Raw genomic sequence first — 16,637 nt, 5'->3', positions numbered from 1 at the left:
GCCTTGCGGCGGTGGGGTCCGGAAGGGGTGGTGCTCCATGCTCGGGGCGACGGGCCGTGAATCGGCAGTACCGGCAGGCCCAGGTTGCTCGGACTGATCTCCAGGCCCGCCCTGGGCACGGTTTGCCCCGGTTCGGGACTGGGTGCGGGCGGTCCGAAGAGCACCGCTCTGCCCCAGGCAAGTACCCGTGCCGCAAGGCGCATTGTCGATCCGCTCCTATCAGGTCGGCCGTCCCCCGGGACCGCGCTGCGAGCGGTCCCGGGGACTTGCGGTCTTCGACCGTAGGAGCAGTGGAAGTGAAGCAGGGGCACAGATTGTGCCCGCACGGTCACGCTGCCAACAGCCCGAGCTTCACAGGCAGTTCGGACGCTCGACGCCGACGGGCCGGGCTCTTCGACTCGGCTTCTTCGAAGACGATCCGCTTGGCGTAGCCGTTGTACCTGATCGTCTCCGGAGCGGCCTCGTGCGCCTGGCTCAGCGTGGCGAGCGCCGCCTCCGGCTGCCCGTCGAGGTGGTACCCGCGGGCTTCCTCGATGCGGTGCCGGGCCCGGCGTGGCCTGGACGGGATCGTGACAGCGTCAGCGGCGGCGGCCTGCCGTACGGACTCGCCGCCCTGGTGGAGTTCCACGGCGACGGTGACCGCATGCGCGCCCATGATGGCGCGGGAGAACGACGTCACAGGGTGGTAGTACTCCCCCGGGAGCCGGTCTGCCATGGCGCGGGCCTGATCCCAGTAGCGCCACGCGGTGCCGGTCTGACCGCACCTGTCGTTCGAACCGCGCACCCGTGAGCAGGTCGCGGAAGTCGTGTCCCGGTCGATCGCCTCCGCCACCGCGACCCCTCGCGCCGAGTACCAACTCGCCGTCGTCGAACGGAAAACCGGCGAGCTGATCGGATCCGGCCGCCTGGCCACCGACCCACATCAGCAGCGCGGCGCCACTATGGGCTTCGTTCTGCACCCCGATGCCTGGGGAGTCGGCTACGGGCTCGAGACCGTGCGGCTCCTCCTCGGCCTCGGGTTCGAGGAGCTGGGCCTTCACCGCATCTGGGGAGCACGTTCCCCGCTCAACGAGGCATCGGCGAGAACCATGGCAGCCGCGGGCATGGTCGAGGAGGGGACCGTCCGTGAGCACATCTTCAAGGCCGGCCGGTGGCGTGACTCCGTCGTCCACGCCATGCTCGACAGCGAATGGGCTGCTGCCCCCCCCCAAAGGGCCTGAAGAGATGTGGTGTTGCGGTGGTGGAGCCCAGGGGTGCTGAGCCCCACGGCGTGAGCATTTCTCCCCGTGGCGTTCACGCATCGCTCGTCTGAGCGCCTGAAGGGCAAACTCCCCCTGGTTGTTCACGCTTTCGGAGGGACAGGGGTCGTCGTGGGCCCGTCAGGCGTGGCCCTCCCCCACGCCTCCGCACGAGGAGCCTCTGCCGCCGCGCGGCCGTCCTGCCCGGGTATGGATCCGCGGACCGGAACCTGCGGCGATATGCCCTCCGGTATCCCTCCTCGGTCCGCCCGGCACCCCGTTCCGGAACGTACCGGCCGACGCTTGGGACCCCTCCCGCCACGCTTTCGCCATAGTGGTTCGAGACCGGTCCCGGTCGCCGCTTCTCTGGTCGGCGTCCCGCGCACGGTCGTGACGGCGATGGCCCTTCCATGTCGGATCAGTGGGGTGAGAACGTGGCACTGCGGAAGGTAGCGGTCGATCCGGTCGTTCGGAGCCGGCTCGGTGAGCAGGTGCTGGCGGATCTCCGCAGGAATCTCTGGGCGATCGACTGCCAGACCTGTAACAGCGCGTTCGGCCGCTTCAGCACTCCCGTGCTCGGCGTACGGGACCACGGCGACGTGGCCAACGCCATGTTGCACCACCGACGCTGTCTGTCGACTCCTTGGGAGTACGCCCCGGAGCTGAGCCTGGCCGGGGTGCCGACGATGAGCTGGCGGGCCTCGGTGATGCTGCTTCCGGATGATCTCCCGCTTTTCCTGATCAACCCGTGGTGTGAGGGTGCGCCGCTCCTGCCCGACGGCGACGGCTGGCGGGTCGGCACCATGGACCACTTCGAGGAGTTCGGCATGGTAACGGACTTTGTGGACCGGTCCGATGACGAACTCATCCGTGACATCGTCCCGTTGACGCCCGGGATGACCGCGATGCTGCGTCATGACCGGCTGTCGGTCGACCTCGACAACCCGTTCAGTCTTCCGGGGTACTCGTGGCACTGCGGGGCGGATCCCGCGGCCCCGGCTGTGCGTCGGCTCCAGTCCATCGACCGGCTCCTGATCGGCGTCACGACCGTGCTTCTCCCCGGTTCCGGGGCGTCGGGGGAGGAACTGTTCACCGCGATGAGCAATCGTCAGGTCGCCCTCGGCACGGCCGAGCTGCTGCACGCGCCGCCGGTCCAGGTGCTGCGCGAGGACGACATGCTCAAGGAGATTCGCGCGGGGCTCCTCGACGTGTTGGGGACGGGCGTACGTGACCGCACCGGGACTGAGTCGGCCACGCGGGTCACGGCGGCAGCGAAAGCGGCGTGCACCGGCGACGGCCGCCCACTGGCGGCGCTCGGTACCGAGGACCGTGAAGAGGCGCTGTTGATGATCGCCATCGTGCACGCGATCCCGTCGTTCACGGCAGGTAAGGACGACCCTGGCGAGGGCACTCACGTCATGACCGCTAACCCGGCCGGGCTGCACGCCCGGTGGACGCCGCACCTGGCGCCCTGGAAACTTGCCACCGGCCTGCTGGCCGCGACACCGGATGCTACCGATGCGCCAGATCCCGCCTATCGCGCGAACGTGGTCTTCGGCACGGTCGAACAGTTCGCGGCGGCCGCGGCGCAGAGCCGGACCCGGCGGGGAAGGCTGGCGATCGTGGTGGACGGTGACGCCGACGCACCTGTCCTTCGGCGCTACCGCAGACTCTTGGTCATCTAAGACCTGTTCTGAGTTTTGGATCACGGAGTGGTCGGCAGGCTGCGTAGCCAGAGCATGGATCCGCGCAGGTGGGGTCCAGCGGCGTAGCTCTCCGGCACGTCCCGCCAGGGGCTGCCGGTACGGAACCTCGATCAGCTCCCATTCACCATCGGTCAGCTCGCCACGCGTCCTACAACCGTGCTACCAGCCGAAGACCGAACGAAAGGAAACGCCCTGATTGTGATCCGGACTCAGAACAGGCCCTAGCGAAGCCGGATCACGTTCCAGGACAAGGGCTCCAGGACGGCGTTCAGTGTGCCGTCCTGGAGGGTGGTGCCGTCGACGGGGTGCGGGGTTACGCGGTCCGGGTTGTCGAGGGTGTTGCGGGCGTCGGGGTCGGCGTCCGCGAGTGCGCTGTGCTGGACCAGGGAGGTCAACTCCAGCCCGTTCAAGGCTATTTGGAGGGGAAGAGCCTCCGTACGGCTGCGGTTGACCGCGAAGACCGTCACCGAGCCGTCCTCCGCCCGTACGGCCGTGGCGTGCAGCAGGTCGGTCTCGCCGTACTTCTTCGTCTCGTACGTCGGTGAGTCGACCCGTACGTCGAGGACCTGGCCGCGTCCGTACCGCGAGGCCTGTGCGAAGGGGAAGAACGTCGTCTGGCGCCAGGCCGGGCCGCCCGGCTCGGTCATGATCGGGGCGATGACGTTGACGAGCTGGGCGAGGCAGGCCACGGTCACGCGGTCCGCGTGACGGAGCAGCGCGATGAGGAGCGAGCCGAAGACGACGGCGTCGGTGACGGAGTAGTTGTCCTCCAGGAGGCGGGGAGCCTCGGGCCAGTCGTCCTGCTCGAACGTCTTCGCGTGCTCCTCCCACTTGGGCAGGTACCAGACGTTCCACTCGTCGAAGGACAGATTGATCCGCTTCTTCGACTTGAGCTTCGCGCCCACGTGGTCGGCGGTCGCGACGACGTTGTCGATGAAGGACTCCATGTCGACGGCGGAGGCGAGGAAGGAGTCGATGTCACCGTCCTCCGGCCAGTAGTAGGCGTGGAGAGAGATGTAGTCGACCAGGTCGTACGTCTCCTCGAGGACCGTCGCCTCCCACTCGGCGAACGTCGGCATGCCCTGGCTGGAGGAGCCGCAGGCGACCAGCTCGACGGCCGGGTCGAGCTGGCGCATCGCGCGGGCCGTCTCGGCGGCGATACGGCCGTACTCCTCCGCCGTCTTGTGGCCCGTCTGCCAGGGGCCGTCCATCTCGTTGCCGAGGCACCAGAGTTTGATGCCGAAGGGGTCCTTGTCGCCGTGGGCGATGCGCTTCTCCGCGAGTGCGGTGCCGGAGGTGTGGTTGGCGTACTCCTGGAGTTCCAGGGCCTCGGCGACGCCGCGGGTGCCGAGGTTGACCGCCATCATGGGCTCTGCCTGGGGGCCGACCTTGCGGAGGAAGGCGATGTATTCGGAGAGACCGAAGCGGTTGGTCTCGGTCGAGTGCCAGGCGAGGTCGAGGCGGCGGGAGCGGTCGTCCGCGGGGCCCACCGAGTCCTCCCATTTGTAGCCGGATACGAAGTTGCCGCCGGGGTAGCGGATGGCTGTTGCGCCGAGTTCGCGGACCAGGTCCAGGACGTCGGTTCGGATGCCGTCTTCGTCGGCGGTGGGGTGGCTCGGTTCGTAGATGCCGGTGTAGACGCAGCGGCCCAGGTGCTCGACGAAGGAGCCGAAGAGTCGAGGGTTGACCTTCCCGATCGTGAAGGCGGGGTCGAGGGTGAAGCGGGCGGTGTCCATGCTTTCCTTTCGGGCAGAAAACGATGTCCCCGTCCAGCGGCTGGACGGGGACATCGGGACGGGAACAGCGGGACGGAGACATCAGGAGACTTCGCGGGAGTCGGCCGTCTGCCAGGAGTCGCTATCCGGCGAACGCGGGCTGCGCCAGCCCCTTCCCCGCGCCCGGCACCACCAGCACCGAGCCGGACATCGGATGCGGCGCCTCCAGACCCGTACGGGCCGTGGTGATGTACAGGTCGGTCAGGTCGGGGCCGCCGAAGGCGCAGGCCGTGGGGCGGCGGGTGGGGAGCGGGATCACGCGGTCCAGCTCGCCGGAGGGGGTGTAGCGGCGGACGGCGGCGCCGTCCCAGAGGGCCACCCAGACGCTGCCGTCGGCGTCGACGGTGAGGCCGTCGGGGAAGCCGGCGCCGTCCTCGATGGCCGCCAACTGGCGCCGGTTGACCGGCCGTTGGTCGCCCCCGACGTCGAAGACGTCGATACGGCGCGTAGGCGAGTCGATGTAGTACATGAGGCGTCCGTCGGGGCTCCAGCCCGTGCCGTTGCTGACGGCCACGTCGTCGAGGACGACCTCCGCCGTGCCGTCGGCGGTGATACGGGAGAGGGCGCCGCCGCCCGGTGCCTCGTCGTAGCGCATCGTGCCCGCCCACAGTGAGCCGTCGGGTGCGACCGCCGCGTCGTTGCCGCGGCGCCCGGGGACGACCTCCCGGTGCAGCCACCGGAACCCGTCGGGGCCGTGGAGTGCCACGCCGTCCCGGAGGTTGAGGACCAGGCCGCCGCCGCCCGCGCGTGGCTTGGCGGCGCCCACGTGCTGCTCGGTCGCCATGACCGTACGGCGGCCGGAGGCGGGCTCGTACGTGTGGACCCTGGAGCCGAGGATGTCGACCCAGATCAGCCGCTGGGTGTCGGCGTCCCAGGTCGGGCCCTCGCCCAGGGCGGCGTACTCGCGTATGGCCACTTCCACCGTCATGCCACGCTCCGGTGGCCGAGCCGCTCCGACAGTTCGGCGGCGCCCTTGGCGGCGAGCTGCTCCAGCTCGACGCGGCGATCGTCGCTCCAGCGGATCATCGGTACGGAGATGGAGAGCGCCGCGACGACCTGGCCCGTGCGGTCGCGCACGGGTGCGGCGACGCAGCTGACGTCGGGGTTCGACTCACGGCTCTCCACGGCGACGCCCCGGCCGCGGATCTCGTTGAGGGCCTCGCGCAGGGCGGCCGGGTCGGTGATGCTGTTGGGGGTCATCGCGGCGAGCTTGGCGTCCTCCGGGATCCGCGAGGTCAGCTCGGGCTCGGAGAGCGAGGCGAGCAGCATCTTGCCCACGGAGGTGCAGTGTGCGGGGAGCCGGCGGCCCGCGGCGGACACCATGCGCACGGCGTGCGTGGAGTCGACCTTGGCGATGTAGATGACGTCCGTGCCCTCCAGGATCGCCACGTGCACGGTCTCGTCGCAGGTCTCCGCGACGGTCCGGGCCACCTGCTGGCCCTCGGCGGCGAGGTCCAGCTGCTCGGCGTACCGGCTGCCGAGCTGATACGGGCGCACGCCGAGGCGGTAGCGTCCCGGCTGGCCGGGCACCTGCACGATGTACGAGCGGGCGGCGAGCGTGGTCACCAGCTCGTGCACGGTGGTGCGCGGCAGCTGGAGCCGGCGCACTATGTCGGGGGCGGACAGTGTTCCGTCCCCGTCGAGAAAGAGCTCGAGAATGTCGAGAGCCCGGGTCACGGCTGGTACGAGACGTCCCACGACCGGCCCCCTCCCTAGTGTTCGATATTTCAACAGACGATCGGCATGACGAACACAGGCTACTCATAGTGGGTTTCGTCGGGCAATGGGCAGGCGATCGCAGCCGCCTGAGCAGGGCAAACACGGGCACGCCCCGCTGGGTGCCCTTCAAAGCTGCGGGTTCGTCGTGGCTTGTCGCGCAGTTCCCCGCGCCCCTAAAAGGGGCGCGAGCGCTCAGCGCCGAGCCCGCGGATCCCCCAGCTCCCCCCGGAGCCGCTGCGCCCGCAGCACCAGCTCCAGCTCGAAGCGACGATCCGGGTCATCGACCTCGTCGCCCCACAGTTCGCGGATCTGCCGAAGGCGATACCGCACCGTTTGGGGGTGGACTCCGAGGCGGGCGGCCACCTCAGGCGCACCACCCCGCGTCTCCAGCCACGCCAGTAACGTCTCCGCCAGCCGCCGCCCATGCGTGGGCCCGCAGTGGGCGAGCGGCGCCAGGCACCGCCGCGCCAGGTCGTCGATCAGTTCCTCCGGCTGGAGGAGAACCAGCGCCTCCGTGTGTTCCGTGCAGTACAGGACGTCCCCGGAGGGCAACAGCCCGCGCTCCATCAGCCGTACCGCCGCATCCGCCCAGCGCAGCGACTTCGCGGCGTCGGCGAGCGGTACCGGCGGACCGATCGCGCCGGCCCACCCGGTCATCGCGCGCCGCAGCAGCTCGGGCCGTCCGGCGGCGTCCGGGTCGGGCACGACCATCCGGGGCTGTTCGCACTCCATGTCCAGCAGTACGCCCTGTCCGACGGCGGGGGCGACGGCCTCCCGGGCGGGCCGCAGCAGTACGCCCACCGCGACCTTGCCGGGCAGCGGCCAGCCGATGCGTGCGGCCCGTTCGGCGAGCGCCTCGGCCGGATCGCCCCTGTGGTGCTCGGCGAACAGCAGCTCCATGAGCCCGCGCTGGAGGCGGAGCCGTTCCCCGGCCTGCCGGGCCGCGGCCTCGGCGTAGCCGCGTACGGACTGGTCGACGAGCCCGTCCAGGTACTCGTAGCCGGCGTCGACCAGCTCGTACATCGCGGGCGGCGGGATCTCCACGCGCTGCCCGATCTCGGCGAAACGGCGCCAGGCGAGACGTACCCCGAGCCGGTAGATCGCCTGGAGCGAGTCGAGGCTGCGGCCGTGCATGCCCTCGCCGCGGCCGAACTCCTGGAAGACCTCGGGGTGGACGCGCGGGCGGCCCTCGGCGGTCTCCAGGTGCTGGACGAAGACCTCGATGGCCCGGCGGATGCCGATCAGCGCCATGGGCTCGCCGGAGTCGTCGAGCACGACGGGCAGATGGGGATACTCGCGGCGGATCTCCCGCAGGATCTCCTCGGCGAGGTCGGGCGCTTCGGCCATGGCGATGGCCGCGAACTGCCGGACCTGGAGGCGTGGTACGTCACGCCAGGCCGAGCGCACGGTGATGGTTCCGGTGGTTACGGGGCGGAGCGCCATGGTCAGCGCTCCCGGCCGGCCGTCTCGTACGTGATCAGTGGGGTGTTCGGCTGGTCGGGAGTCGCGTTCAGCAGCGCGACGATGCCGAGGGCGGCGCCGACGGCGAGCACGGCGGCGGCGGCGACGGTCAGCAGTGCGGCAAGCAGTCTGGGCATCGCAGGGTCAGCCCTCTCTGTCGAAAGGCGGTCCCCACCGCGGTCACCCGCACCATGTGCTCGTGCGGTGCCTGCCCTTTCAGACGCCCCAGCCGGCTCCCTCCGGCAAGGGAACAGTCTCGGCAATGCATTGACACTTCGTCAAGGGTGCGCCTACGGTTCCCGGCCCATACCGCATGTGCACCCTCCCCCACTGTGTCGGCACATTCCTGTGCCGTGTCACCACAAGCCTCTGGAGTGCTGGATGCGCCGTACCGCCTCACCGTTGTCGCTGGTCCTGCTGGGCTTGGGCGTGTTCATGCTCGTCCTGGCGCCCCTTCTCGCCTGGTATGTCGAACCACGTGCCAAGCGCAATCCGATCGATATCGACACCAAGACCGTGTTCACCGGCACGGGCAGCTATTTCGACACGGACGAGATCGAGACCGTCCACGACAAGAAGATCACCATCACCCGCCAGGTCCGCGGCGACGTCTCCGACAGCGAGAAGAGCGGCCGGGCGATCTGGGACGTGTCCACGACCCTCGACACCGACAAGTCGCTGCCCGCGGCGGACCCGCACGACGCGCTGCGGTGGACGCTGGAGCGCTGGGTGACCGACCGCAGGACGAACGCGCCGGTGCACTGCTGCCAGGAGGAGCCGTACTTCGAGGGCGAGGCGTATCTGAAGTTCCCCTTCGACGTGGAGAAACGCGATTACCGCTGGTGGGACAGCATCCTCGGCTCGACGATCACGCTCGATTACCGGGGCACGAAGAAGATCCAGGGCTACGAGGGCCTTCGGTTCACCGCCACCGTGCCGCCCACCAAGAACGGCACCCGGCTGGTGCCGGGCACCATCGTGGACGAGCCCGACCGCAGCCAGGTGCTCGCCGAGGAGTGGTACTCCAACCACGGCGTCGAGCTGGTCGCCGACCAGCGCACGGGCCGGATCATCTACGCCGCGACCGGTATCCGGCAGACGCTGCGGGCGCCCGGTTCCGACAAGGACGCCGCGGTTCTGCTGGACAGCAAGCGCATCGCCTTCACTCCTGAGACACAGAAGCAGCAGGTGGAACTCGCCGACACGGACAGCAGTCAACTGCGCATGGTGGGGCAGACGTTGCCGGTAGGGGCGGGTGTGGCGGGAGGCGTACTCGCACTTGTGGGGGTCGTTTTGGTGGTACGCGGGCGTCCGCATCCCGAAACGCCCGAGTCCTCCCAGCAGCCGCTCACAATGTGATGAGACGTCAGCTGGATAAAGCCCGGAATTTGTCACCTCGGTGAGTAGCAGCATCGAACCGGTGGGCGAAAACTATCCACCCCCACCCAAGCACAGCCTGACCACACCGTCACCACAGCCGGTTCCCACAAACCACACATATCCGCACCGCGTGCACTTGCCGGACAACCCGCACCGAGCCATACCCCCCACGCTGGTTCCGCACCCTGAGACGAGTTGGAGCACCTATGCCCCAGCACGTGCCTTCGTCGCTGCGCGCAGCCTTCCCCCGCACCGCGCAGCGTCCTGCGGCGCTTCCCCCACAGCCGCGCCGCATTGTCTTCCTCGCCCGTCGTGACTTCGGCAACGCGGCCGCGGGCGGCTCCGAACTCCTCGTCGACAGACTCGCCGAGGGGCTGACCCATCTCGGCCACCAGGTCACCCTGCTGTGCGGCGGCCCGGCGGCGTACCGCGACTACCGAGTCGTGTCGGCGGGCGGCGACCTCGGCCACTATCTGCGCGCCCGCTCGGCGTTCCAGCGCCAGGTCGGCGACTGCGATCTGCTGGTCGAGGTCTGCAACGGCATGCCGTATCTGGCACCGCTGTGGCATCGCGGCCCGACGCTGTGTCTGGTCAACCATGTGCACACCGATCTGTGGCGGATGCGGTTCGGCGGGCCGCTGGCGCCCGCCGCCCGCCTCGGCCGAAGACTTGAGCACTGGGCTCTCGCCGGCGCGCCACAGCGCCGCAATCTGATGGTCGCCGTCTCCCCGTCGACGGCACACGCGCTGCGCGCGATCGGGGTCCAGCGCGAACGCATCCGGGTCGTCCACAACGGCGTGGAGGAGCCGGGCCCGCGGGCCGAGCGCTCGCCGGAGCCGCTGTTCCTGGCGATGGGACGGCTCGTCGAGTACAAGCGGATCGATCTGCTGCTGCGGCTGTGGGAGCGGGTCCGCCCGGTCACCGGCGGCCGTCTGGTGATCGTCGGCGACGGCCCCGAACGGGAGCGCCTGCAACAACTCGCGGGCCCCGGCGTCGAGTTCAGGGGCCATGTCTCCGAAGCCGAGAAGCACCGACTGCTCTGCGCCGCCTGGATGCTGCTGCACCCCTCGGCCGTCGAGGGCTGGGGCCTGGTCGTGACCGAGGCGGCGGCCCGCGAGACCCCGGCCATCGCCTTCGACGTACCGGGTCTGCGTGACTCGATCGTGGACGGCGAGACCGGACTGCTGGCCCGCGGCGAGTCGTCGTTCGCGGCGGCCTGGTGCACCCTCGCCCTGTCCGGCGAGCGCCGCACCCTGATGGGCAAGGCGGCCCGCGAACGTGCCGCCCAGTACCGCTGGCACCGCACTGTCCGTCAGTTCCGCGCGGTGGCGGCGGAGGCGGTGAGGAGCTGGCAGCCATGACCGCACCCCCTGGTACCGGCGGAGGCCGAGGCAGAGGTACGGGGACGGGTCTGAAGGACCCTTCCCTGCGCCGCTCCCTCGCCCTTTTCCGCGCCTTCCGCCATGAGCAGGACGACCCGGAAGGCTGCTACTCGCTGCTCGCGCGGGATGCCGCCGACCAGGTGGAGGCGTACGACGGGCCGGTGAAGGGCCGGACCGTCGTGGACGTCGGCGGCGGGGGCGGCTGGTTCACCGAGGAGTTCCGGCGGCGCGGCGCCAGCGCCTACCTCTTCGAACCGGACGTGGGAGAGCTCGGCGAGAAGCCGCCCGAGGGGGCGGTCGTCGCGGACGGGTATCTGCTGCCGCTGGCGGACGGCGTCGCCGACGTCTGCTTCTCCTCCAACGTCCTGGAGCATGTCGCCGATCCGCAGACCTTCCTCAGCGAGATGGTGCGGGTCACCCGGCCCGGCGGCCTGATCTACGTGTCGTTCACCAACTGGCTGTCCCCGTGGGGCGGTCACGAGTGGGCGCCCTGGCACTACTTCGGCGCCGAGCGGGCACGGGCCCGCTACCGGCGGCGTACCGGCAAAGACGCCAAGCACACCCTCGGCGAGAACCTCTTCGCCGTACACATCGGAACCACCCTGCGGCAGGTGCGCGCCAGGGACGACGTCACGGTCGTCTCGGCGCGCTCCCGCTACTGGCCGTTTCTCGCGGAGACCGTCGTGAAGGCGCCGGGACTGCGCGAGTTCGCCACCTGGAATCTCCTCCTCATCCTCCGGCGGTGTCCATGACCAGCACGGTCCAGGCCCCTCCCCCGGCGCCTACGCGTCCCCTCGCCCCCGTACCCGACCCCCCTGAGGGGCCGCGGTCGCGGCGATGGCTGCTGGGGTTCTGGGCCGTGGTGTTCGTGCTGTTCCTGGCCGTGGAGCCGGGCCGGCAGACCTTCGAGACGAAACTCGGGGTCGCGGTCGATCCGTGGCAGTTCATGTCCGATCTCGGTCAGCTGTGGCACGACCGGGGCGGCTTCGGCGGTATCGCGGACCAGTACATCGGCTACGCCTTCCCGATGCTGCCGTACTACGCGCTGTGCGAGCTGCTCAACATCCCGGTGTGGCTGGCCGAGCGGCTGTGGCTGTCGCTCGTCGTGTCGGTCGCCTTCTGGGGCGCGCTGCGGCTGGCCGAGCGGCTCGGCATCGGCAGCAACGCCTCCCGGCTGCTCGGCGCGATGGTGTACGCGCTGTGGCCGGTATTCACGATCGTGGTCGGCTCGACCTCGGCGGCGGCGCTGCCCGGCGCGTTCCTGCCGTGGGTGCTGCTGCCGCTGACCAACGAACGCTACAGCGCCCGGGTCGCCGCCCTGCGCTCGGCGCTGATCATCCCCTTCATGGGCGGCGTGAACGCGGCGGCAACCCTGGCCTCTCTGCTTCCGGTCGGGCTCTATCTCCTCTCCAGGACCCGTGGCCCCCGGCAGCGCAAGCTGATCGCCTGGTGGGTGCCGGGGGTGATCCTGGCGACGGCCTGGTGGGTGATCCCGCTGCTGCTGCTCGGGATCTACGGCGAGAACTTCCTTCCGTACGTGGAGAGTTCACAGACCACGACGGCCACCATGTCGGCGACGGAGAGCCTGCGAGGCGCCGGCAACTGGGTGGCCTATCTGAACTTCGGCGAGGCGTGGCTGCCCGCGGGCTGGACCGTCGCGTCCTCGGTGATCGTGATCGTCTGCTCGGCCCTCGCGGCCGCCCTCGGTCTCGCCGGGCTTGCCCGCCGCGATCTGCCCGAGCGGCGCTGGCTGGTGCTGACGGTGCTCGTGGCAGCGCTGATCACCCTTGCCGGGTACGGCGGTTCGTTCGGCGCGCCCTTCCACGAGACCGTTCAGGGCTGGCTGGACGGCGGGCTCGCGCCCTTCCGCAACATCTACAAGTTCCAGACGGGCCTGGCCCTCGCGTTCGCCTTCGGGCTGATGCATCTGGTCGGGGTCGCCTCGCAGACGCGGGGCGCCCGTCCCGTACGCGGCCGTCGGCTCGCCCCGCTGATCGCGGCGATCCTCGTGCTCCCCGGGCTCGCGTGGCCGTACCTCAACGGGTCGATCCTGAGCCCGGGTTCGTTCCAGGAGCTGCCCAAGTACTGGCAGTCCACGGCCGACTGGCTGGAGCGGTACTCGCCCGACTCCCGCGCCCTCGTCGTCCCCGCCACCGCGCACGGCATCTACACCTGGGGCTCCCCCATCGACCAGCCCCTCGACGTCCTCGCCGAGTCCCGCTGGGCCCAGCGGGACTATGTGCCGTTCGGCACCGCGGGCAACCGGCGCGCCATGGACGCGGTCGAGCAGGCGCTGACGACGGGCGGTGAAGTCCCGGGCCTGGCCGACTACCTGAGCCGGGCCGGGCTGCACTACGTCGTCGTACGCAACGATCTCGACCCCGACCAGATGGGCTACGTACCGACCACGACCGTGAAGCGCACCCTGGAGGAGTCGGGCTTCCGGCGGGTGACCGGCTTCGGTCCGCTGATGACGGGCGGCCGGATCCCGGAGAACACGCCGGTGCAGATCGAGGGGCTGTATCCGCGGCAGCGCGCCGTCGAGATCTACGAGCCGGCGAGCGAGGACGTGCCGCGGCCCGGGCAGGCCGGACTGAAGGCGGTCGCCGACACGGCCGTCGTATCCGGCGGACCCGAGGCACTGCTGCCGATGTCCGCCGATCCGGCGATGCGGGACCGGGCCGCGGTGCTCACCGGCGACAACCACCCCGGGCTCGGCACTCCCCCGCTCCAGGTCGTGGGTGACGGGCTGCGGCGCGCCGACACCCGGTTCGGCCTCGTCAACGCCAACACCTCGTACACGTACACCCGCGACGAACGCAATCACTCCGGCAGCTTCCAGGACGCCGGCGACAAGCCGCGCCAGATCCTGCCGACGGAGGGCATCGATCACCAGACGGTGGCCGAGCTGCGCGGCGCCCGCTCGGTGACGGCTTCGTCGAGCGGCAACTGGCTGTTCCATCTGCCGCAGTACGACCCGGTGAACGCCTTCGACGGCAATCCGGACACGGCGTGGGCCGAGGGCGCGGCGGGCTCGGCGAACGGGCAGTGGCTGCGGATCGGCTTCACGGAGGAGACGGACATCCCGTCGTCGATCCGGGTCACACCGCTGCCGCAGGACGATGTGCGCTCGGCGCCGACCCGGGTGCGGGTGGAGACCGAACGCGGCTCGGAGACCAGTTACCTCCAGACCAACGGCATGCGGCAGCGGATCAAGGCCCCTGCCGGGGAGACGAGCTGGCTGCGGATCACGATCCTGGACTCGGTGGCCCGGCATTCCGGTCTCACCGGTGCCGGGTTCTCCGAGATCAGCATCCCCGACGTCCAGGTGACCCGCATGCTGCGGCTGCCGAAGGACGCCGAGCGCACCGACGCCGCCGCCGAGGTCGTCTCGCTGCACCGGGCGACCGACCCGGGCGGGTTCTCGCCGACGGGCACGGAGGCGGGCCTGCACCGCCGCTGGACCTCCGAGGCGGCGGGTACGTACGAGGTGAAGGCGAGCGCGGTCCCGGTCCCGGGCGGCGCATTCGACGAGCTGCTGTACCAGGTCGCGCCCGACCAGCAGAACCGCATCACCGCGACCGCCGACTCGACGGCCCGCCTCGGCACCGGTCTGTCGCCGCGCAACCTCACCGACGGCGATCTGACCACCGCCTGGATCGCCGGGGGCAATCCCACGATCCATCTGCGCTGGCCGGGCGACCAGGCCGTCGACGAGGTCGTCCTGGCGCCCGCGGGCGGCCTGTCCACCCGGCCCACCGAGGTGCACATCAGCTCGCCGGACGGCGCGGCGATCGCCGGAGTCGACGAGAACGGCATCGTCCGCTTCCCCGAGATCACCACGGACCGACTCGACATCACCATCACCGACACCGCGCCGATGACCGTCCACAACCCGGTCGTCGACGAGGAACTGCAACTGCCCGTCGGCCTGACCGAGGCGTACATCCCGGCGCTCGACGAGTACCGCACACCGCAGCCCCGGGCCTCCCGTACCTTCGACCTGCCGTGCGGGCAGGGTCCGACGATGGCCGTCGACGGTGAGCTGTACCAGACGAGCGCGGCGGGGACCGTACGGGATCTCGTGGAGCGGCGGCCCATCGAGCTGACGCTCTGCCAGGAGGGCCGGGCGGACGCCTCGCTGTCGCTCGACTCGGGTGCGCACCGGGTCGAGGCGGGCGACGAGGGACCGCTGGCGGTCACCGACGTGACGCTGACCCGCGGCACGGTCACGACGCCCGGCGCCGCCGAGCGTGAGCTTCAGATACGCGACTGGCTCGGCGACCGCCGCGAGGTGACCGTCGGCTCGGGCGCGGCCTCGTATCTGACGACGTACGAGAACTTCAACGACGGCTGGAAGGCCACGCTCAACGGCGACGAGCTGAATCCCGTACGGCTCGACGGCTGGCAGCAGGGCTGGCGGATCCCGGCGGGCGAGGGCGGCAACGTGAAGCTGTCGTACGAGCCCTCCGTGGCGTACGAGGCCGGGCTGATCGGCGGCGGGGTCGGTGTGCTCGCACTCGCGGGCCTCGTCCTGTTCCGGCGCCGCTCGCCCAACACCGACGGGCCCTCGCCGGTGCCGCCCTCGCCCGGACTGATCCTGGGCGTGGTCGCGCTCACGCTGGTGGGTGCCGTGATCGCCGGACCCTTCGCGCTGCTGGTGCCGGTGCTCGCGCTGCTCGCCTGGCGGCGGCACGCGCTGCTGGTGCCGATCGCGTTCCTGGCACTCGCCGGCGCCGGGATCGCCGCCGCGACGGGAGCGGGGACGGCGGTCTCCCAGGACGAGGGGGCGTTCGGGCCCGCGGCCCAACTGCTGGCGCTGATCGGGCTGTTCGCGGCGTTGGTGTCGGTGCGGGATGCGGCTCCGGAGCTTCAGGGGGCCCTGCCGCCCGGGGCGCCCGTGCCTCCCGGCGGCGTCGGTGTGCCGCCCGGACTGCCCGTGCCTCCCGCCGGCGGCGTCGGTGTGCCGCCCGGATCGGAGGCGCCTACGGCGCCGTTGCCGCAGCGGCGGCGCGGGGAGGCTTACGGGCCGGGGGCACCCGCAATACCGTCTCCGTCAGAGGCACCCGAAGCCGGGCCTCCGCCGGTGGGGCCGGGACCGGGCGCACCGGGAGTGCTGCCGCCGCCTCGGACGCCGGCGGAGGCATCGCCCTCGCCGGAAGGGCCCGAGACGCCGCCGAAGCACGAGGCCGGGCCCACCGTCTCCGCCCGGGGCCCCGGATCCGACCAGCGGATACCCGATCCACCGACCGTCCGGTTCCCCCTGCGCAAACCGAAGTTCAAGGCGACACGGCCCGAAGAGACGGAAGAGACCGAAGAGGCGCAGGAGCCGCAGGACGCGGACGTGAGAGACAAGGAAGAGACGGGGGAAGGCGAACCCACATGACCACCCTGGACCACCCGGCACGCGACGGCACCGACGGGCACGGACGGCCACCCGCCCGGATCCCGTTCCCCGTCGTGGACGAGGTCGCCCGGCACTGCCTCCAGGAGGAGGAACCGGAGACCGTCCACATCGAGGTCCATCTGCCGGGCCACCTCGACCCGGCCCGCCTGAAGACGGCCTTCACCGAGGCCCTGCACCGCCATCCCCGCATCCTGATGCGCGAGGCCGCAGGCCCCTGGTTCCGGCGCCGCTACGAATGGGAACTCACCTCAGGACCGGACGTGGAGGTGGTCATGTTCCCGCCCCCGGACCGGGACGCGCTCAAGCACGCCCGCGACCGGGCGCTGTCCGACGCGCCGCCGCTGTCGGCCTCGCCGCCGATCCGCCTGGAGGTCGTACGCGATCCCGAGGACGACGGCAGCGTCCTCTTCCTCACCATCAACCACACCGCCCTGGACGGCCCCGCCTGCCTGCGGGTGCTCGCCACGGCGGCCGAACTGTACGGCGGCAGGGACAACGCCCCGGCCGCACCCCCGACCCGTACAACAGGCGCCGCACCCGCGGAAGTCGAGACCCCGTCCTCCTGGACC

The 16,637-nt window shown here is 70.8% G+C and carries 10 protein-coding genes and 3 pseudogenes; 7 read left to right on the top strand and 6 right to left on the bottom strand.

All coding sequences use genetic code 11. The features are described from left to right. Positions 1-328: 328 nt before the first annotated feature. Positions 329-757: pseudogene (locus G5C60_RS41430) on the bottom strand (hypothetical protein); the annotation flags it as partial. Positions 758-761: 4 nt separating this feature from the next. On the opposite strand from G5C60_RS41430, the pseudogene G5C60_RS41425 reads away from it, so the two are divergent. After that, a pseudogene (locus G5C60_RS41425) lies at positions 762-1,220 on the top strand (GNAT family N-acetyltransferase); the annotation flags it as partial. A 452-nt stretch (positions 1,221-1,672) separates the two neighbouring features. Next, positions 1,673-2,923, top strand: coding sequence for a hypothetical protein (locus tag G5C60_RS41420; RefSeq protein ID WP_165267735.1), 1,251 nt, complete (start codon positions 1,673-1,675; stop codon positions 2,921-2,923). 242 nt (positions 2,924-3,165) lie between these two features. Here the strand turns inward: G5C60_RS41420 and arfA are convergent, their stop codons facing one another. The 5 genes from arfA to G5C60_RS41395 form a co-directional block, all read right to left on the bottom strand. After that, positions 3,166-4,680, bottom strand: coding sequence for an arabinosylfuranosidase ArfA (gene arfA / locus G5C60_RS41415; RefSeq protein WP_165267733.1), 1,515 nt, complete (start codon positions 4,678-4,680; stop codon positions 3,166-3,168). 121 nt (positions 4,681-4,801) lie between these two features. Then, a complete protein-coding gene (locus tag G5C60_RS41410; RefSeq protein ID WP_165267731.1) occupies positions 4,802-5,647 on the bottom strand; it encodes an SMP-30/gluconolactonase/LRE family protein in 846 nt (281 codons plus the stop codon). Next, positions 5,644-6,417 (bottom strand): IclR family transcriptional regulator domain-containing protein, encoded by a 774-nt coding sequence (locus tag G5C60_RS41405; protein ID WP_165267729.1) that lies wholly within the window; start codon positions 6,415-6,417, stop codon positions 5,644-5,646. Before G5C60_RS41405 ends, G5C60_RS41410 begins: the two co-directional genes overlap by 4 nt. A gap of 213 nt (positions 6,418-6,630) precedes the next feature. Further along, positions 6,631-7,881 carry a PucR-like N-terminal domain-containing protein gene (locus tag G5C60_RS41400; protein ID WP_165267727.1) on the bottom strand — a complete coding sequence of 417 codons (1,251 nt, stop codon included), beginning with the start codon at positions 7,879-7,881 and terminating at the stop codon, positions 6,631-6,633. A 2-nt stretch (positions 7,882-7,883) separates the two neighbouring features. Then, positions 7,884-8,036, bottom strand: coding sequence for a hypothetical protein (locus G5C60_RS41395; protein WP_165267725.1), 153 nt, complete (start codon positions 8,034-8,036; stop codon positions 7,884-7,886). A 244-nt stretch (positions 8,037-8,280) separates the two neighbouring features. Between G5C60_RS41395 and pgfA the strand changes: the two genes are divergently transcribed. From pgfA to G5C60_RS41370, 5 genes and pseudogenes are all read left to right on the top strand, one after another. Further along, positions 8,281-9,258 (top strand): cell envelope lipid trafficking protein PgfA, encoded by a 978-nt coding sequence (gene pgfA, locus G5C60_RS41390; protein ID WP_165267723.1) that lies wholly within the window; start codon positions 8,281-8,283, stop codon positions 9,256-9,258. A 227-nt stretch (positions 9,259-9,485) separates the two neighbouring features. After that, complete coding sequence (locus G5C60_RS41385; protein ID WP_165267721.1) at positions 9,486-10,640, top strand: glycosyltransferase family 4 protein; 1,155 nt, start codon at positions 9,486-9,488, stop codon at positions 10,638-10,640. Next, positions 10,637-11,413, top strand: a complete 777-nt coding sequence (locus G5C60_RS41380) for a class I SAM-dependent methyltransferase (RefSeq protein WP_165267719.1) — start codon at positions 10,637-10,639, stop codon at positions 11,411-11,413. The genes G5C60_RS41385 and G5C60_RS41380 overlap by 4 nt, the downstream gene beginning before the upstream one ends. Further along, on the top strand, positions 11,410-16,047 hold the full coding sequence (locus tag G5C60_RS41375) for an alpha-(1->3)-arabinofuranosyltransferase (RefSeq protein ID WP_165267737.1): 4,638 nt from the start codon (positions 11,410-11,412) through the stop codon (positions 16,045-16,047). Before G5C60_RS41380 ends, G5C60_RS41375 begins: the two co-directional genes overlap by 4 nt. After that, positions 16,044-16,637: pseudogene (locus tag G5C60_RS41370) on the top strand (condensation protein); the annotation flags it as partial. The gene G5C60_RS41375 and the pseudogene G5C60_RS41370, both read left to right, overlap by 4 nt.

It is taken from the genome of Streptomyces scabichelini, assembly GCF_011045015.1.
In the GTDB taxonomy this organism is placed as follows: Bacteria; Actinomycetota; Actinomycetes; order Streptomycetales; family Streptomycetaceae; genus Streptomyces; species Streptomyces scabichelini.
The sequence above is the reverse complement of the archived record's forward strand: the minus strand, read 5'-3'. Positions and strand labels throughout refer to the sequence as shown.

Coding starts and splice junctions, on each gene's coding strand:
- arfA (WP_165267733.1), bottom strand. CDS start 4,680: ATGGACACCGCCCGCTTCACCCTCGACCCCGCCTTCACGATCGGGAAG.
- G5C60_RS41410 (WP_165267731.1), bottom strand. CDS start 5,647: ATGACGGTGGAAGTGGCCATACGCGAGTACGCCGCCCTGGGCGAGGGC.
- G5C60_RS41400 (WP_165267727.1), bottom strand. CDS start 7,881: ATGGCGCTCCGCCCCGTAACCACCGGAACCATCACCGTGCGCTCGGCC.
- G5C60_RS41395 (WP_165267725.1), bottom strand. CDS start 8,036: ATGCCCAGACTGCTTGCCGCACTGCTGACCGTCGCCGCCGCCGCCGTG.
- pgfA (WP_165267723.1), top strand. CDS start 8,281: ATGCGCCGTACCGCCTCACCGTTGTCGCTGGTCCTGCTGGGCTTGGGC.
- G5C60_RS41385 (WP_165267721.1), top strand. CDS start 9,486: ATGCCCCAGCACGTGCCTTCGTCGCTGCGCGCAGCCTTCCCCCGCACC.
- G5C60_RS41380 (WP_165267719.1), top strand. CDS start 10,637: ATGACCGCACCCCCTGGTACCGGCGGAGGCCGAGGCAGAGGTACGGGG.
- G5C60_RS41375 (WP_165267737.1), top strand. CDS start 11,410: ATGACCAGCACGGTCCAGGCCCCTCCCCCGGCGCCTACGCGTCCCCTC.